The organism is Micromonospora sp. NPDC047730, assembly GCF_043204765.1.
GTDB lineage: Bacteria > Actinomycetota > Actinomycetes > Mycobacteriales > Micromonosporaceae > Micromonospora.
This window is the reverse complement of the sequence record NZ_JBIDCU010000008.1, coordinates 263,664-280,791: the sequence shown is the minus strand read 5'-3', so window position 1 is coordinate 280,791 and position 17,128 is coordinate 263,664. Positions and strand designations below refer to the sequence as shown.

General features: G+C 74.7%; 17 protein-coding genes. 9 read left to right on the top strand and 8 right to left on the bottom strand.

Annotation, left to right across the window (positions count from 1 at the left end):
• The first annotated feature begins 22 nt into the window (after window positions 1–22).
• A complete protein-coding gene (locus ACGF5G_RS20540; RefSeq protein ID WP_393265048.1) occupies window positions 23–1,042 on the top strand; it encodes a glutathione S-transferase family protein in 1,020 nt (339 codons plus the stop codon).
• Window positions 1,043–1,111: 69 nt separating this feature from the next.
• On the opposite strand, the gene ACGF5G_RS20535 is transcribed toward ACGF5G_RS20540, so the two are convergent.
• Window positions 1,112–2,074: a complex I subunit 1 family protein gene (locus ACGF5G_RS20535; protein ID WP_350818982.1), complete on the bottom strand. Its 963-nt coding sequence runs from the start codon at window positions 2,072–2,074 to the stop codon at window positions 1,112–1,114.
• Window positions 2,074–2,997, bottom strand: coding sequence for an NADH-quinone oxidoreductase subunit C (locus ACGF5G_RS20530; protein ID WP_393264941.1), 924 nt, complete (start codon window positions 2,995–2,997; stop codon window positions 2,074–2,076). The genes ACGF5G_RS20535 and ACGF5G_RS20530 overlap by 1 nt, the downstream gene beginning before the upstream one ends.
• A 148-nt stretch (window positions 2,998–3,145) precedes the next feature.
• Here ACGF5G_RS20530 and ACGF5G_RS20525 point away from each other — a divergent pair, with 148 nt between their 5' ends.
• Complete coding sequence (locus tag ACGF5G_RS20525) at window positions 3,146–4,192, top strand: glucose 1-dehydrogenase (RefSeq protein WP_393264939.1); 1,047 nt, start codon at window positions 3,146–3,148, stop codon at window positions 4,190–4,192.
• Between the two features lie 6 nt (window positions 4,193–4,198).
• Here ACGF5G_RS20525 and ACGF5G_RS20520 read toward each other — a convergent pair whose 3' ends face one another.
• Window positions 4,199–5,515 carry a DUF2252 domain-containing protein gene (locus ACGF5G_RS20520; protein WP_393264936.1) on the bottom strand — a complete coding sequence of 439 codons (1,317 nt, stop codon included), beginning with the start codon at window positions 5,513–5,515 and terminating at the stop codon, window positions 4,199–4,201.
• A gap of 98 nt (window positions 5,516–5,613) precedes the next feature.
• Window positions 5,614–6,204: an NADH-quinone oxidoreductase subunit B gene (locus tag ACGF5G_RS20515; protein ID WP_393264933.1), complete on the bottom strand. Its 591-nt coding sequence runs from the start codon at window positions 6,202–6,204 to the stop codon at window positions 5,614–5,616.
• A gap of 233 nt (window positions 6,205–6,437) precedes the next feature.
• On the opposite strand from ACGF5G_RS20515, the gene ACGF5G_RS20510 reads away from it, so the two are divergent.
• Genes ACGF5G_RS20510 through ACGF5G_RS20500 form a run of 3 tightly spaced genes read left to right on the top strand, consistent with a single transcriptional unit; the run spans window position 6,438 to window position 8,879 of the window.
• Window positions 6,438–7,367: a hypothetical protein gene (locus tag ACGF5G_RS20510; RefSeq protein WP_393264931.1), complete on the top strand. Its 930-nt coding sequence runs from the start codon at window positions 6,438–6,440 to the stop codon at window positions 7,365–7,367.
• Between the two features lie 5 nt (window positions 7,368–7,372).
• Window positions 7,373–8,011, top strand: a complete 639-nt coding sequence (locus ACGF5G_RS20505) for a SigE family RNA polymerase sigma factor (protein ID WP_393264928.1) — start codon at window positions 7,373–7,375, stop codon at window positions 8,009–8,011.
• A gap of 1 nt (window position 8,012) precedes the next feature.
• Window positions 8,013–8,879 carry a hypothetical protein gene (locus ACGF5G_RS20500; RefSeq protein WP_393264926.1) on the top strand — a complete coding sequence of 289 codons (867 nt, stop codon included), beginning with the start codon at window positions 8,013–8,015 and terminating at the stop codon, window positions 8,877–8,879.
• Window positions 8,880–8,915: 36 nt separating this feature from the next.
• On the opposite strand, the gene ACGF5G_RS20495 is transcribed toward ACGF5G_RS20500, so the two are convergent.
• The 3 genes from ACGF5G_RS20495 to ACGF5G_RS20485 are packed head-to-tail and all read right to left on the bottom strand — an operon-like array spanning window position 8,916 to window position 12,276.
• On the bottom strand, window positions 8,916–10,424 hold the full coding sequence (locus ACGF5G_RS20495) for a pyridoxal phosphate-dependent decarboxylase family protein (protein ID WP_393264924.1): 1,509 nt from the start codon (window positions 10,422–10,424) through the stop codon (window positions 8,916–8,918).
• Window positions 10,421–11,929 carry an MFS transporter gene (locus tag ACGF5G_RS20490; RefSeq protein WP_393264921.1) on the bottom strand — a complete coding sequence of 503 codons (1,509 nt, stop codon included), beginning with the start codon at window positions 11,927–11,929 and terminating at the stop codon, window positions 10,421–10,423. The genes ACGF5G_RS20495 and ACGF5G_RS20490 overlap by 4 nt, the downstream gene beginning before the upstream one ends.
• Window positions 11,930–11,961: 32 nt before the next feature.
• On the bottom strand, window positions 11,962–12,276 hold the full coding sequence (locus tag ACGF5G_RS20485; RefSeq protein WP_350711609.1) for an MGMT family protein: 315 nt from the start codon (window positions 12,274–12,276) through the stop codon (window positions 11,962–11,964).
• A gap of 13 nt (window positions 12,277–12,289) precedes the next feature.
• On the opposite strand from ACGF5G_RS20485, the gene proB reads away from it, so the two are divergent.
• The 4 genes from proB (at window position 12,290) to ACGF5G_RS20465 (ending at window position 16,256) form a co-directional block, all read left to right on the top strand.
• On the top strand, window positions 12,290–13,447 hold the full coding sequence (gene proB, locus ACGF5G_RS20480) for a glutamate 5-kinase (RefSeq protein WP_393264917.1): 1,158 nt from the start codon (window positions 12,290–12,292) through the stop codon (window positions 13,445–13,447).
• 72 nt (window positions 13,448–13,519) lie between these two features.
• The gene (locus tag ACGF5G_RS20475; RefSeq protein WP_393264916.1) at window positions 13,520–14,764 is read left to right on the top strand and encodes a glutamate-5-semialdehyde dehydrogenase; all 1,245 of its coding nucleotides are present in this window, start codon (window positions 13,520–13,522) and stop codon (window positions 14,762–14,764) included.
• 329 nt (window positions 14,765–15,093) lie between these two features.
• Window positions 15,094–15,711, top strand: coding sequence for a hypothetical protein (locus tag ACGF5G_RS20470; protein WP_393264914.1), 618 nt, complete (start codon window positions 15,094–15,096; stop codon window positions 15,709–15,711).
• 29 nt (window positions 15,712–15,740) lie between these two features.
• Entirely contained in the window at window positions 15,741–16,256 is a 516-nt protein-coding gene (locus ACGF5G_RS20465) for an SUKH-4 family immunity protein (protein ID WP_393264912.1), read from the top strand.
• Here the strand turns inward: ACGF5G_RS20465 and ACGF5G_RS20460 are convergent.
• Window positions 16,240–17,073 (bottom strand): prenyltransferase/squalene oxidase repeat-containing protein, encoded by an 834-nt coding sequence (locus ACGF5G_RS20460; RefSeq protein ID WP_393265046.1) that lies wholly within the window; start codon window positions 17,071–17,073, stop codon window positions 16,240–16,242. The two genes, ACGF5G_RS20465 and ACGF5G_RS20460, sit on opposite strands and share 17 nt — an antisense overlap.
• Window positions 17,074–17,128: the final 55 nt, after the last annotated feature.

The following is a 17,128-nucleotide window of genomic DNA, read 5'->3' as shown; positions in this document are numbered from 1 at the left end:
GGCCAGCGGCGACGAGGTGCTGATGCGGACCGGCGGCAGGTACGTCGAGCTGGGCGGCGAGTTCACCCGGGACCAGCGTTACATCGCCACCCGGATCACCGCCGACGGCCGGGACGGCTGGCCGGTGCAGCCCGGCCGGTACCGGCTCGCCGTCAGCCGCGCCTGCCCGTGGGCGAACCGGCTGATCATCGTCCGGCGGCTGCTCGGCCTGGAGGACGCGATCTCGATGGCGGTGGCCGGCCCGACCCACGACAAGCGGAGCTGGACGTTCGACCTGGACCCGGGCGGGCGCGACCCGGTGCTCGGCATCGAGCGGCTGGCGGAGGCGTACTTCGCGCGGTTCCCCGGCTACGAGCGCGGCATCACCGTGCCGGCGATCGTGGACGTGCCGACCGGGCAGGTGGTCACCAACGACTTCGGGCAGATGAGCCTCGACCTGTCCACCGAGTGGACGGCGTACCACCGGGCGGGCGCGCCCGAGCTCTACCCGGAGCGGCTGCGCGACGAGATCGACGAGCTGAGCGCGATCCTGTTCCGGGACGTCAACAACGGCGTCTACCGGTGCGGCTTCGCCGGCGACCAGGGGGCGTACGAGAAGGCGTACCACCGGCTCTTCGACCGGCTGGACTGGCTGAGCGACCGGCTGGCCGGGCAGCGCTACCTGGTCGGCGACACCATCACCGAGGCCGACGTGCGGCTGTTCACCACGCTGGTCCGCTTCGACCCGGTCTACCACGGCCACTTCAAGTGCAACCGGAGCAAGCTGACCGAGATGCCGGTGCTCTGGGCGTACGCCCGGGACCTGTTCCAGACCCCCGGCTTCGGCGACACGGTCGACTTCGACCACATCAAGCGGCACTACTACGAGGTGCACCGCGACATCAACCCGACCGGGGTGGTGCCGCTCGGCCCTGACCTGGCGAGCTGGCTCACCCCGCACGGCCGGGAGGCCCTCGGCGGTCGCCCCTTCGGCGACGGCACCCCGCCCCCGCCGCCCCCGCCCGAGGAGCGGGTCGACCCCGCCCACAGCCCGCTGCGCTGAGCCGGCACCCGGCCGAGGTGTAAGGAAGGGGCCCTTCCTATACCGAATACGTTAGGAAGGTGCCCTTCCTTACAGCGCGACGCGGACGGCGGCGGTGAGGACGAGCTGGCCCAGGGAGACGGGGACCAGGACGAGCCAGCAGAGGCGCTGAAGCTGGTCCTCGCGCAGGCGGGGATAGGACACCCGGAGCCAGATGATCACGAAGGAGACGGCGAAGACCTTCAGCAGGGTCCACAGCCAGCCGAGCTGCGCGTCGGCGAACGGGCCCTGCCAGCCGCCGAGGAAGAGCACGGTGGTGAGCGCGGCGATCACGACGATGCCGACGTACTCCGCGAGCAGGAAGAAGGCGAACCGCAGGCCCGTGTACTCGGTCATGTAGCCGAAGACCAGCTCCGAGTCGGCGACCGGCATGTCGAACGGCGGGCGGCGGATCTCGGCGAGCCCGGCGAGGAAGAAGACGACCATGGCGGGGGCCTGCCAGAGCAGCCACCACGGCTGCCACGCCTCGACAATGCCGGAAAGGCTGAGCGTGCCGGCCGCCATCGCCACCGACGCGGCGGCCAGCACCAGCGGCAGTTCGTAGCCGAGCAGCTGGGCCGCCCCGCGCAGCCCGCCGAGCAGGCTGTACTTGTTGGCCGACGCCCACGCCGACATCAGCACCGCCAGCACGCCCACCCCGACGACGGCCAGCACGAAGAACAGGCCGATGTCGAGCGGCTGCCCGACCAGGTCGTCCGGGCCGAGCGGGATCACCAGCAGGACCAGCAGGTAGGGCACGAGGGCGACCGCCGGGGCGAGCCGGAAGACCGCCCGGTCCGCCTCCCGGGGCGTGACGTCCTCCTTCTGCACGAACTTCACGCCGTCGGCGACCAACTGGGCCCAGCCGTGGAAGCCGCCCGCGTACATCGGGCCGAGCCGGCCCTGCATGTGCGCCATCACCTTGTGCTCGGCCTGGCCGACCAGCAGCGGCAGGGTCAGGAAGGCGACGAGCACGCCGCCCACCCGGATCACCAGCTCCAACCACAGCGGCATCAGGGCGTACCTCCGTCGTCGGCCCGCTCGGTCGCGGCCGGGCCCTGCCGGGACGGCCGGTCGGCCGGCGGTCCGGAGCGGGCGGCCCCCTCGCCGCGACCGCCGGGCGCACCCGGCAGTGGACCGGTCGGGCCGGCTGCCCCCGGACCGTCGGCAGCGGTCTGGTCGGCCGGCGCCGGAGCCTCGGCGGTCGGGCCGGCCTGCGCGGGGCCGTCGGCGGCGCCGGCGGGCCGGGCGGTACGGGCCGGACGGGCCCCCGGGGCCGGCCGGGCGGGCCGCTCCCGGGCCGGGCGGGCCGGGACGCCGCCGCGCGGACCCTCGCCGGCGCCGCCCGCGCCGGCCGGCGTCGGCGTCGTCCCCCACTCCCCCGGCGCGGGTACGCCCGGCGGGCGGATCGGTCGGCGCCCGCCTCCGGCCTCGGACTCGCCCGGTTCCTTGGCGCCCGGCCACGGCTTGGCCACCCGCGAGGCGAGCACGAACTCCTTGCGCAGCGGGTGCCCCTCGAACTCGGGCGGCAGCAGCAGCGGCGCCAGCCCGGCGTGGCCGGGGAAGTCGATGCCGAACATCTCGTGCGTCTCCCGCTCGTGCCAGGCGGCGCCCGGGTAGACGTCGACCACCGAGGCGACGGCCGGCGCCTCGCGGGGCACGCGGGTGCGCAGCAGGAGGCCGTGCCGGTGGGTGGTGGACCAGAGGTGCGCCACCACGTCGAAGCCGCCGGCCAGCTCGTCGACGGCGGAGAGCCAGTCGAAGAAGTCGCAGGCCAGCTCCGCGTCGTCGCGGGCCGCGCGGAGCGCGTCCGGCCAGGTCGCCGGGGGTACGTCGACGGTGGCGCGGGCGTGCGCCTGACCGCCGGAGACCGACGGGGTGGCCTCGGCGGGCGCGAGCAGCGCGACCATCCGCTGGCCGACCTCTTCCGGAGTCATGCCGCTGATCCTAGGGCCTCTCCCGCGGGGCCCGCCGGAGCGAGCCGAGGCCCCCGGGCGGCGGACGGCCCCGGCCGGTCCCGCCGGTTCGCGGGCGATCTGGCCGCTTTGCCCGGCGGCGGGCTGGCCGGCGGGGAAAGATGAGGCCGTGCGTGCTGTGACTGTCACCCCTGGTGTCGCCGACTCCCTGCGGCTGGTGGAGGACCATCCCGAGCCGTCGCCCGAGGAGGGCTCGATCCTGGTCGAGGCGCTGTCGGTCGGGATCTGCGGCACCGACCACGAGATCATCGCGGGCGAGTACGGCGAGGCTCCGCCCGGCACGGACCGGCTGGTGCTGGGGCACGAGTCGCTGGGCCGGGTGCTGGAGGACCCGACCGGCACCCTGCAACCCGGCGACCTGGTGGCCGGCATCGTGCGGCGCCCCGACCCGGTGCCCTGCCCGAACTGCGCGGTCGGCGAGTGGGACATGTGCCGCAACGGGCAGTTCACCGAGCACGGCATCAAGGCGCTGCCCGGCTTCGCCCGGGACCGGTGGCGGGTGCAACCCCGGTTCGCCGTCGGCCTGGACCGGGCGCTCGCCCCGGTCGGCATGCTGCTGGAGCCGACCAGCGTGGTGGCGAAGGCGTGGGACCACATCGAGCGGATCGGCGCCCGCGCCGAGTGGCAACCGCAGACCGTGCTGGTCACCGGGGCCGGGCCGATCGGCCTGCTGGCCGCGTTGCTGGCCACGCAGCGCGGGCTCGCCGTGCACGTGCTGGACCGCAGCACCACCGGGCCGAAGCCGGAGCTGGTCCGGGCGCTCGGGGCGACCTACCACACCGGGCCGGTCAGCGAGCTGGACTTCGCACCGGACGTGGTGCTGGAGTGCACCGGGGCGCCGGTCGTCGTCCTGGACGTGATGTGCCAGGCCGGGCCGACCGGCATCGTCTGCCTGACCGGGGTGTCCAGCGGCGGGCGGACCATCGACTTCGACGCGGGGGCGCTCAACCGCGCCCTGGTGCTGGAGAACAACGTGGTGTTCGGGTCGGTGAACGCCAACCGGCGGCACTGGGACATGGCCGCCGAGGCGCTGACCCGCGCCGACCAGTCGTGGCTCAGCTCGCTGGTCACCCGCCGCGTGCCGGTGGAGGCGTACGCCGAGGCGTACACCTCCGAACCGGACGACATCAAGGTGGTGCTGGAGTTCGCCTCCTGACGCCGCTCAGAGGCCGGGCAGCCGGCCGTTGCGGAACAGGTCGACGAAGAGCTGGTGGTCCTGCCGGGCCCGCACCCCGTACGCGTGGGCGAAGTCGACGAGGTGTGCGACGAAACCCGCCTCGTCGGCGTCCACCGCCGCCACGATGGCCTCCTCGGTGGAGTAGTCCACCAGGTCGTGGCTCGACTCGTCGTCGGCGACCGAGTGCATCCGGGCGACCGCCCGGCCCAGGTCGGCCAGCACCCCGGCCAGCTCCTCCGGCTCGTTCACGTCGGCCCAGTCGAGGTCGGCCGCGTACGGGGAGACCTCGGCGACGAGCTGGCCGACCCCGTCCAGCTCGGTGAAGCCCAGCCACGGGTCGGCGTGCGCCTGGAGCGCCCGCTGCGACTCGGCGGTGCGGTGCCCCTGGTGCTGGAAGTAGCCCGCGATCGACTCGTCGGCGATGTGCCGGGCGACCGCCGGCACCTGGGCCTGCTTCATGTAGATGACGACGTCGTTCTCCAGCGCCTGGGTGTGCCCCTCCAGCAGCAGGTTGTACGACGGCAGCCCGGCCGAGCCGATGCCCACCCCCTTGCGCAGCACCACGTCCTTGATGTGTGCCGCCACCGGGCGCAGCCGGGCCGAGGAGACCGGCAACGTGCCGAGGTAGTGCTCGAACGCGGCGCACACCTTCGCCCGGGTCTCACCGTCGACCTCGAAGACGCCGTCGCCGAGGGAGAACCGCCGCTCGTAGTTGTCGATGGTGGTCTGCGTGGCGAGCAGGTCGACCCGGGTGTTGAGCCGGGCCTGCTGGAGCACCCGGCGCAGCACCCCGTCGGCGTTGTCCAGGGTGATCGAGCCGATCGCGTCGTCGCCGCCGGCGGCGATGGCCCGCAGCTCCGTCAGGTACGAACCGGCGAAGCCGGCGACCAGGTCGCTGATCGCCCGGTCGGAGAGCGCCTTGGCGTAGCCGAGCAGGGCCACGCTGGCCGCCAGGCGCTTCAGGTCCCAGCTGAACGGCCCGACGTACGCCTCGTCGAAGTCGTTCACGTTGAACACGAGCTGCCCGGAGGCGTTCATGTACGTGCCGAAGTTCTCCGCGTGCAGGTCGCCGTGGATCCACACCCGGCTGGTCCGCTCGTCGAGGAACCGGTCGTCGGCGAAGTCGCCGAGCTGGTCGGCGTAGAACAGCGAGGCGCTGCCCCGGTAGAAGGCGAACGGCGACGCGGCCATCTTGCGGAACTTGCGCCGGAAGGCGGCCGGGTCGAGCGCCATCGACTCGCCGAACTCCTCGGTGAGCACGTGGACGATGTGGGCGGAACGCTGGTCCGCGGACTGGCTCATGGTGCGCAGGCTAGCCCCCGCCGACCACCCGGGGGTGTCGTCCGACCGACCGGCCTTCCCGACCCGACGGCCGGAGTCGGCGCGGGCGGGGACGCGCCTCAGCGGGTGGGCGGGCGGACCGGCGGGGCGGTCAGCGACTCCGCCGAGCGCGGGGGCGCGCCGGTGGACCCGGCGTCGGCGGGCGGGGCGTCGACCGGCGCGGCGAGCGCGTCCGGCCGGGGCACCCCGCCGATCCCGGACTGCTCGGCGGCGATCTTCTCCTGGAGGCGCAGGATGCCGTGCAGCAGCGCCTCTGGCCGGGGCGGGCAGCCGGGCACGTAGACGTCGACCGGGATGAGCTGGTCGACGCCCTTGGTCACCGAGTAGGAGTCCCAGTAGGGGCCGCCGCAGTTGGAGCAGGCGCCGAACGAGATCACGTACTTCGGCTCGGGCATCTGGTCGTAGAGCCGCTTGATCGCGGGGGCCATCTTGTCGGTGACCGTCCCGGAGACGACCATGAGGTCGGCCTGCCGGGGGCCATGCGCGAACGGGATCACGCCGAGCCGCATGAAGTCGTGCCGGCCCATGCTGGTGGCGATGAACTCGATCGCGCAGCAGGCCAGGCCGAAGTTGAAGACCCAGAGCGAGTAGCGGCGGCCCCAGTTCAGCACGAACCGGATCGGCTCGCCGAGCACTCCCGGCACCTGCACGACCGCCCCCTTCCCCGAGCCCGCCCCAAGTCAACCACAGCCGCCGGCGGCACCGACCGGTCGCTCCGCGCCGCCGGCCGCCAGCGGCCCCGACCGCACCACTGTCGGGTAGGCGACGTCAGTTCGTGTTCGTCCGGTCGCAACCGTTCCCGGGGGTGACAGGTGTCTTGCCCGTAACACCGCCCGACGGCAAGGGCCGCGGGCGGAACCACGGGGAACTGGAGGACACGGACATGGCACGTACCATCGCCCGTCGGCTCGCCGCCGGCGTTCTGGGCGCGGGGCTCGCCCTGCTCGGCGCGGCAGCGCCCGCCGCGCAGGCCGCAGCCGTGCCCGCCGACACGTCGGTGTCGGTCGGCCAACTGGTGCTCGAACCGACCGATCGTGGGTACGCCGGCAGCCTGCCGGTGACCGTCACCTACCGGGGCGCCCAGGCGAGCTCTCTCAACCTGACCGTCACCGAGCCGGTGCCGGGCGCCTTTGCCGGGCTCACCCCGGCGGAACCGTGCTTCTCCGGCAGCCCGAACCCGGTGCGCACGATCTACTGCACGGTTCCCGGCGGGGCCCTCCAGCCGGGTGAGCGCCGACGGTTCACCGTCGACTTCCGGGTGTCGACCACCCTGCGCGACCACGCCATGTCCGCCCCGGCGGGTCGGGTGACGGTGGAGACCGGGGACGCCAACCCGACCAACGACACCAGCGAGTTCAGCACGCTGTTCCGCTCCACCACCGGCTCGCTGCGCGACCCGCAGCCGTACGTCTGGGACACCCTGACGGACGCGTCGCTGGCGGTGGGGGCGGCGACCCTGACCCGGCAGGAGGACGGGAGCTGGCGGGGCCGGCTGCCGGTGACCGTACGGGTCGCGGGCGACGCCGCGCACGACGCGTACTGGCTGGAGCCGACGCTGCCGGCCGGGGTCAGCCTCGCCGGCATCGAGCCGGAGGAGACCTGCGCCGGCGCCTGCGCCGTGCCCGGCGGGCGGTTCGTGCCGGGTGAGGAGCGCACCGTGTCGCTGCTGCTCCGCGCGCCCGCGGAGGTCGCCCCGGGCGACCTGGGCACGGGCTCGGTACGGCTGTACGCCGTCTTCGGCTGGGACGGCGAGCGGCTCGACGTCGACCCGGCCGACAACACCGCCGCGTTCACCGTCACCGCCGTCGACTGACGACAATGACGCAGACCGATGCGCGGCCGTGGGTGACCCCACGGCCGCGCACCACCCCTCCGCCACGCGGGACGGAGCGACCGACGATCGAGGTGAGGGCCGCGGTGGTGGAGGATGCCGGTCCCGGCTTCGACGACGTCTACCGCCACCACTTCCAGCCCCTGGTGGTGCAGTTGTACGCGTTCGTCGGCGACATGGGCGAGGCCCAGGACCTGGTGCAGGAGGCGTTCAGCCGGGCGTGGCCACGCTGGCACCGGATCGCCCGGTACGACGACCCGGTGGCCTGGGTCCGCCGGGTGGCCTGGAACGCGGGCGTCAGCCGGTGGCGCCGGCTGCGCACGGCCCGGCTGTTCCACCAGCGCCAACGGCTGGAGGTGGTGGACGGTCCGGGCCCGGACCGGGTCGCGCTCGCCACCGCACTCCGTACGCTGCCGGCCCAGCAGCGACGCGCGGTGGTGCTGTACTACCTGGCCGAACTGACTGTCGGCGAGATCGCCGAGGAATGCGCGGTGGCCCCCGGGACGGTCAAGTCCTGGCTGCACCGCGCCCGCACGACACTCGCCGCCAGCCTCTCCGACAACGGCCCGGAGCATCCGGACGGCAGCCGCCCGGCGGCACCCCCGACCCGAAGGACGGTGGACTGAGATGGACCAGCGGGACCTGGGTCCTGACCGGCTGGCGGGCGCCTTCGCCGAACTGCGCTCCGCCAGTCTGCGTCAGGTCACCGACCCTGATCCGGACGAGCCGCGCCGTCGGGCGTACCGCCGGCTGCGCAACCGGACCGCCGTCCCGGCGGTGGCGACGGCGGTCGTCCTGCTGGCCGGCGCGGTGGGGCTGGCCGGGAGCGCGGTCCGTCTGCCGCCCGCGCCGGTGACGGCGACCGACCCCACCGACCTTCCCTCCGCCTGGCCCTCGACCAGATCGACCCCGCCCGACCCGTCACCGTCCAGCCCGTCCGCGGCCCCGAGCGACGGCACCCCCTCGGCGACGCCGAGCCGCACGGCGACGCCGGCGCCGACCACCGGCGCGCCGGTCCCGTCCGGGCCCGGCCCCGGCGGCGCGCCGTCGGTGACCTCGGCCCGGTACGTCGACCTGTCGATCGACGCCCCGCGCACCCTCACCCTGCAACCGTCCGACGGCGCCTACACCGGCTGGCTCGACGTCACCATGGCCAACGCCGGCACCCGCGCGTACGACAGCGGGGACCTGATCGTGGTGCTGCCGGTGGAGGCGACGATCAACCTCGACGGCACCGGCGTCGGCGGCTGCTTCCACCAGGGCGGGGACGACGACACGAAGACGATGTTCTGCACCGGGGACAGCCAGATCCCGGCGGGCGGCTCCCGGTCGTACCGGTTCCGGGTGCGGGTGGACGTCGCGCCGGGCGGGCCGGCGCGCACACTCACCGGCTTCGCGCTGACCGTCCGGGCGAACGTGCGGGGCGCCTTCCCCGCCGACCGCACCCCCGCCGACAACACCGCTCCGACCGACCTCAGGCTGCCCGCCGCGTGACCGCGTCGGCCGCGTGGTGACCGGCGGCGTTGCCGGTCACCAGGTCGGGCGTTGCAGCAGGCCGACGAACTCCACGAGCAGCCGTTCCCGCAGCGCGGGCGGCGCGGCGTTGAGCAGCGTGTTCACCACCGCCGTCCGCCCCGGCACCGGGCGCGCCGGGGCGTCCGCACCGGTCGGGGCCGGGTCGCCCAGGCCCAGCCCCGCGGCCAGTCCGGCGACCAGGTCCGGGGTGAGCGCGTCGGGGGTCAGCGTGGTGGCGAGGGCGAGCAGCTCGCCGGGGAGCGCGACCGGCCCGGCCGCCCGGGCGGCGGCCACCGCGTCGGCCAGGGCCGGGCCGAACTCGGCCACCCGGGGCGCCACCGCGGCGGTCACGGTCAGGTGCACGCTCGGCGGCAGGTCGGCGTACGCGAGCTGGGGCTGGGTGTGCCAGCCCCGGGCGGTCAGCTCGTCGACCAGCACGAAGAGGTCCAGCCCCGGGTCGGTGGCGGTGAAGCAGACGACGGTCGACTCCGGCTCGGCCATCAGCCGCAGCCCGTCGACCGCCCGGACGGCGTCGGCCAGCCCGGCCACGGCGTCCCGCGTCGCCGCCGCGAGCCGCAGGTAGCCGTCGTCGCCGAGGTGGCGCAGGGTGGCGTACGCGGCGGCGATCGGGCCGCCGGAGCGGGTCGAGGCGATGACCGGGTTGACCATCGTGTAGCCGGGCCAGTCCGCGTACGCGAAGTACTGCGGGGCGCGCAGCGCCGGGTCGCGGTGCAGCAGCACCGACACGCCCTTCGGGGCGTACGCGTACTTGTGCAGGTCGACCGAGATCGAGGTGACCCCGGGGACGGCGAAGTCGAACGGCGGCACGGACGCCCCGAGCCGGCGCAGGTACGGCAGGGTCCAGCCGCCGAAGCAGGCGTCGACGTGGCAGCGCACCCCGGCCTCGGCGGCCGCCCCGGCGATCTCGGTGACCGGGTCGACGACGCCGTGCGCGTACGAGGGGGCGGAGCAGGCCACGAGGACGGTCTCCGGACCGATGGCGGCGGCCACGTCGGCGGCGGCGGGCCGGAGCGTGGCCGCCGACACGGGCACCTGTTCCACCGCGACCCGCAGGTAGTGCGCCGCCTTGGCGAACGCGGCGTGCGCGCTGGCCGGCACCACGATCCGGGGCGCGGCGATCGCCGGGTGCGCGTCCCGGGCGGCCTTCACGGCCAGGATCAGCGACTCCGTCCCGCCGCTGGTGACGCTGCCGACGGCGTCCGGCGCGGCGCCGCCCGGGCCGCCGCCGAGCAGCCGGGCCGCCGCGCCGACCAGCGCGTTCTCCATCGCCAGCAGCGACGGAAAGGCGGTCGGGTCGAGCCCGTTGACGTGCGCGCTCCCGGCGTACGCGGCGGCGGCCAGCTCGTCCAGCCCCGGCACCGCCGGGTCGTAGACGTACGCGAAGAGCCGCCCCCCGTGCGTGGGCCGGTCGGCGCCCCGCAGCGCCCGCAGCTCGGCCAGCACCCGCTCGGCGGGCACCCCGCTCCCGGGCAGCGCGCTCCGGCCCGGCCTCTCGTCGATCATGGAGTCGTGATGCCCTTTCCATAGGGTTCAGCGGCTTTCGTCCCCGCCCCGACCGCATCGACGGCGGGGCGACGGGCGGCCTGGGCCTGGGCTTGGGCCTCGGCTTCGGCGAGGCGGGCGGGGGTGAGGTCGTAGGGGCGCAGGAGGAGGACGGCCAGGGCCACCAGGAGGGCGGGCAGGACGGTGAAGCCGAGCAGGATGCCGAGGCGGGCGCCGTCGGACTGGGCGGCGGCGGTGCCGGTGTCGGCGGAGACGTAGCCGCTGAGCTGGAGCACGAGGCCGAAGATGCCCGGACCGAGGGCCAGCCCGAGGGTCTCTCCCGCCGTCCAGAGGCCGGTGAAGACGCCGGCCTGCCGCCGGCCGGTGCGCGCCGTGTCGTACGCGATGCAGTCCGGGAGCATGGCGAGGGCGAAGACCTGCTGGCCCGCGTACCCGACGCCGACCAGCGCGACCAGGAGGTAGACCGCCGCCCCCGGCAGCACCGGCGCGGCGACCAGGGCCAGCGCGCCCGCCGCGAAGGTCAGCGACGCGGCGACCAGGGCGGTCGGCTTGCCGACCCGCGCGCCGACCCGGGTCCAGACCGGCATCACCAGCAGCGCCGGCCCGACGAAGCAGGCGAACAGGACGGTCGGCCCGCCCTCGGGGTCGCGCAGGATCTGGTCGGCGAAGTAGTTGACCCCGGCGAGGATCGTGGCCACCCCGGCGGACTGCACCACGAAGCAGACCAGCAACGCCCGGAACGGCCGGTTGCGCCCGGCGACGGCGAGTTGGGCGCGCAGCGTCGGCTCGCTCGCCCCCACCGTGCCCTCGGGGGCGGACCGGGTGCCGAGGAACGCGCCGAGCGCGCCGGCCACGATCAGCCCGGCGACGAAGAGCCCCATCCAGCGGTGCCCCGCGACGCCACCGCCGCCCGCGTCGCGCACCAGCGGGGCCACCGCCCCGGAGACGAGGATGGCCAGCGCCAGCACCGCGATCCGCCAGCTCATCAGCCGGGTACGTTCCGCGTGGTCGCCGGTCAGCTCGGCCGGCATCGCCACGTACGGCACCTGGAAGAAGGCGAACGCGGTGGCGGTGGCGAGGAAGGCGACGGCGACGTACGCCCCGGCGGCCGGCCCGGCCCCGAACGGCGCGGCGAAGATGGCGGCGAAGAGCACGCCGAGCGCCACCCCGGCGCCCAGCAGGTACGGCCGGCGGGCGCCCCAGCGCGACCGGGTGCGGTCGGAGACGCGGCCGGCGACCGGGTTGACCAGCACGTCCCACGCCTTCGGCAGGAGCACCAGCAGGGCGGCCGCGCCCGCCGCGACCCCGAGGGTGTCGGTCAGGTAGGGCAGCAGGAGCAGCCCGGGCACGGTCCCGAACGCGCCGGTGGCCAGCGACCCGAGCGCGTACCCCGCGTGCACCCGGCGCGGCAGCCCACCCGGCGCGGGCGGGCCGGCGGCCGGCGGCACCGGGACGGCCGGCGCGGCCACGCCCGGGGAGCCGGCTCCACCCGGCGGCGCGTCCATGGGGCCGAATGTTACTCACGTTATGGCGTTGGTCACATCCCCTCTTCCGGGGACCAGCCCGCCGCCCGCATGTCCACCCCGTCGCCGCGCAGCGGCGTGCCTTCGGCGCGCAGCCGGGCCCGCGCCTCCCGCTCGTGACCGGGCGGGAGGCGGCCGGCTGCGTTCACCACCCGGTGCCAGGGCACCCCGCCGCCGTGCCGGGCCATGATCGAGCCGACCAGCCGGGCCGACGCCCGCCCCGAGCGCTCGGCCAGCGCGTCGGCGACCGCCCCGTACGACATCACCCGGCCGGGCGGGATCCGCTCGACCAGTTCCAGCACCGCCTCGACGTACTCGTCAGGTCTCACGAGCGGCCACGATATGAGAACGCGACGGGGCGCGCCCGCACCGACCACGCAGAATAGGCGGGTGCGCGACGCAGTCACGGCGGCCCGACGGGTCGTCGTCAAGATCGGATCCTCCTCGTTGACCACCGCCGCCGGCGGGCTGGACGACGAGCGGGTCGACGCGCTCGTCGGCACCCTCGGGGCGCTCGCCGCCGACGGCCGCGAGGTCGTGCTGGTCAGCTCCGGCGCGATCGCCGCCGGCCTCGCCCCGCTCGGGCTGGCCCGGCGCCCGCGCGACCTGGCCACCCAGCAGGCCGCCGCCAGCGTCGGGCAGGGCCTGCTCATCGGCCGGTACGCGACCGCCTTCGCCCGGCACGGGCTGACCGTCGGGCAGGTGCTGCTCACCGTCGACGACGTGACCCGGCGGGCGCACTACCGCAACGCGTACCGCACCCTGCGCAAGCTGCTCGACCTGCGGGCGGTGCCGATCGTCAACGAGAACGACACGGTGGCCACCGAGGAGATCCGGTTCGGCGACAACGACCGGCTGGCCGCCCTCGTCGCCGCCCTGGTCCACGCCGACCTGCTGGTACTCCTCTCGGACGTGGACGCCCTCTGGACCGGCGACCCCACCCGCCCGGGCTCCAGCCGGATCAGCGAGGTGCGCGACGAGCGGGACCTCAGTGGCGTCGACATCGGCGGCGCGGGGCGGGCCGGGGTGGGCACGGGCGGCATGGTGACGAAGGTGGAGGCGGCCCGGATCGCCACCGGCTTCGGCATCCCGGTGGTGCTGACGGCCGCGCCGCTGGCCGCCCCGGCGTTGGCCGGCGAGCCGGTCGGCACCCTGTTCCACCCGAGCCGCCGGCGCCCGGCGGCCCGGCTCTTCTGGCTGGCCCACGCCACCTCGCCCCGGGGGCGGCTGCACCTCGACCCGGGCGCGGTCGCCGCGGTGGTGGGCCGGCGCAAGTCGCTGTTGCCCGCCGGGATCACGGCCGTGGACGGGGCGTTCACCGCCGGCGACCCGGTCGACCTGGTGGACGTCGAGGGCGCGCCGGTCGCCCGGGGGCTGGTCAACTACGACGCGGTCGAGCTGCCCGGGCTGCTCGGCCGGTCGACCTCGGAACTCGCCGCGGCGCTCGGCCCGGCGTACGAACGGGAGGTCGTCCACCGCGACGACCTGGTACTGCTGTAAGGAAGGGCACCTTGTTATCGGATTCTGTATAGCAAGGGGCCCTTCCTAACGACTGAGGAGATGAGTGCGGCGATGAGCGTGAGCGAGCAGGCCCGGCGGGCGCGTACGGCGGCGGAGGCGCTGGCCGTCGCCACGCGTACGGCCAAGGACGCCGCGCTGGTCGCGATGGCCGACGCGCTGGTGGCGCGTACGCCGGAGATCCTGGCGGCGAACGAGGCGGACCTGGCGGCCGGGCGCGCGGCCGGGCTGAGCGCGGCCGTGCTGGACCGGCTCGCCCTCGACGCGGGGCGGGTGGCGGGCATCGCCGACGCGCTGCGGCAGATGGCCGCGCTGCCGGACCCGGTGGGCGAGGTGGTCCGCGGCTCGACCCTGCCCAACGGACTGGAGCTGCGCCAGATCCGGGTGCCGTTCGGCGTGGTGGGCATCATCTACGAGGCCCGGCCGAACGTGACCGTCGACGCCGCCGGCATCTGCCTGAAGTCCGGCAACGCGGCGCTGCTGCGCGGCTCGTCGTCGGCGGCGCACTCCAACGCCGCCCTGGTCGCGGTGCTGCGCGACGCCGTCTCCGGCGCGGGCCTGCCGGCGGACGCGGTGCAACTGCTCGACGCCAGCACCCGCGACTCGGTCAAGGAGCTGATGCGCGCCCGTGGCCTGGTCGACGTGCTGATCCCGCGCGGCGGCGCGTCCCTGATCCGCACGGTGGTGGAGGAGTCGACGGTGCCGGTCATCGAGACCGGCGTCGGCAACTGCCACGTCTACGTCGACGCCGCCGCCGACCCGGCGAAGGCGGTCGCGATCACGCTGAACGCCAAGACGCAGCGGCTGTCCACCTGCAACACGGCCGAGTCGCTGCTGGTGCACGCGGCGGTGGCCGACGCCTTCCTGCCGCCGGTGCTGGCCGCGTTCGCCGACGCGGGCGTGACCGTGCACGGCGACGACCGTGTCGCGGCCCACTCGCCGGCGGTGGTGCCGGCCACCGACGAGGACTTCGCCACCGAATACCTCTCCGCGGACATCTCGGTCGCCGTCGTCGACTCGCTCGACGCGGCGGTCACGCACATCCGGCGGTACGGCACGGGGCACACCGAGGCGATCGTCACGGACTCGGCCGCCGCCGCCCGGGAGTTCGTGGCCCGGGTGGACGCGGCGGCCGTGATGGTCAACGCCTCGACCCGGTTCACCGACGGCGGGGAGTTCGGCTTCGGCGCCGAGATCGGCATCTCCACGCAGAAGCTGCACGCCCGCGGCCCGATGGGCCTGCCCGAGCTGACCTCCACCAAGTACGTGGTCACCGGGGACGGCCACCTGCGCGGCTGACCCTCCGTAGTGGAGAGTTGTCCCGGATCGCCACGTTGGGCCCGGTTGGCACGGCCGCCACGGGGAACAAGCGGCTGACCCAGCAGCACGGCACCCCGGAGACCAACCAGTACCTGGCCAACAAGGACCTCGTCGACCGCCTCTACGGCGGCCGGGGCCGGTCAGCGCCCGAGGCGAGGGACCGACCCGGACCACGTCCACGAGCTGCAACTCGACAGAAAGGACGAATACGCTAACCTCAGGCCGATGGACGCCTGGACCAACCGCGAGATCTCCGTGGCGTTGCGCGACGTCGACCCGGGCACGAAGGTCGTCGTGAAGGTCCTGGCGTGACCCGCCCGGACCCGACCGTCCTCGCCCGGATCGCCGAGAAGTTGGAGCTGCTCACCCGGGTGGAGGCCGAGCACGGCTTCGGCGTGCGCATCGAGGGGCCGGCTCCGTTGGAGCCGATCGCCGAGCTGCCCGGCGTCGCCGAGGTCTACAGCCTGTTCCGGCGCATCGAGGGCGACAACTTCCGGTTCCACGCGCCGAAGGAGATCCTCACCCCGCAGACGTGGGAGGAGGACGAGGTCAACCCGAACGACCCGATGGGCAGCCCGCTGATCGTCGGCTACGAGATGGACAGCGTCCCCTCCGGCCTGCGCTCCGAGATCCGCGGCGGCGATCCGATCTACCTCGACCGAAAAGACCTGGACGTGTACTACATGGAGTCCACCGCCTACGTCTACCAGTACGAGCACCCCGACGAGGACGTCGAGTTCACCCTCATCGCCCCCGATGTCGCCACGTTCTTCGACGAGCACGTGCTCGGCCCCCGTTATCCGGAGCTGGTCGCCGCCGTCTTCGGTCCCGCCGCTCCCGAGAAGCGGCTACGCAAGGGCCGGCACGCCGGCGAGTACGCCGACAACTGGCGGCGGCTGCTGATCGCCGCCGGCCTGTCCTCCTGACCCACCCGTCGACCCTGCGAAGGACCGTCATGGCTGCTGATCCCCGGTTCACCGCGCTGTGGAACGAGGACGAGCTCATCCCCTACCCGCGCGAGGCGTGGCTGGAGGGGGGTTTCACCCCCGACATGCTCCCCGAGGGCGACGAGATCCCGCTCGACGTGGCGGTGGTCTTCACCGCCTTCCTCGAAGGCGACATCGAGCTGTACGACACCATCCAGCTGACCACCGAGGACGGCTCGCTGGACGTCCGGCTGATCGTGGTCGGCGCGGTGGCCGACAACACCGACCTGCTCTACGTGCTCGACCCGCGCACCGGGGAGATCCTCCAGTGCGACCTGGAGCAGCCGGACGTGCAGCCGGTGAACAGCAACTTCCGCACCTTCCTCGAGTTCCTCTACCAGTTCGCGCTCTTCGTCGAGGCGGACGAGGGCAAGCCGGGCCGGGCCGAACGGGCGGAGCAGCTACGGATGGTGCTGGAGAGCATCGACCCGGCCGCGTTCACCCCGGACGGCTGGTGGCCGCTGGTGATCAGCCAGCTGAAGTGACCGCCGGGCGGCAGGCCCGGATCGCGGTCAGGGTGGTGTGCACGTCGAACTGGTGTCCGTCGTCGCTGTCCCAGCCGCCGTCGCTGCGCTGGGTCTCGGTGAGCCGCCTGCGGGCGGACACCAGCAACCACTGCTCCTCGCCCACCTCGACCCGGCGCAGCGTGGCGGCCAGCCAGGCCACGTCGGCCGGGGACATCTTCGGCACCCGCTCGGCCAGCACCGCCTGGATACGCGCCGACTCGTCGTACATCTGCTGCCGGTGCAGCACGGCCGCGCTCAGCCAGCCGGCCGGCAGGAACGACGGCCAGCTGCCGTCGGGGGCGAGCGCCGCGGCCAGCGCGTGCGCCGCCGCCTGCACCACCCCGGCGTACGCCCCACCGACCCGGTGGTCCAGCGGGCCGGCGGCCCGGGCGTCGAGCCCGGCGACGGTCAGCCAGTAGCCGGCGTTGGCGGTCAGGTAGAGCCGGGCCTCCGGGTCACCGGGGCGGGCCCACTCCGGAGCCAGGCCGGCCAGCCGCGGGTCCTCCTCCCAGCCGCCGTCGGGCAGTTGCCGGGCGGCGAGCCAGTCCAGCGCGTGCCGGGCGGCGGGACGGCCGAGCGCGCCGAGGTCGTCCAGCTCGGCGAGGCGGAAGCAGGTCGCGTCGACCGAGGCGACCTCGCCGCCGAGCACTGCCGGCCAGCCACCGCCGGGCGCCTGCCCGGCCTCGGCCTCGTCGAGCAGCTCCACCGGCACCGGCGCGCCGGTGCGCAACCGGGAGAGACGGGCGCGGTCCACCGCGTCCCCGTGCGCCACGACGAAGCCGATCGCGGCGTCCATGTCGATCACGGCGGACACGCTACCTGCGAAAAGTCGGTCCCGCCTCCGGGAAACG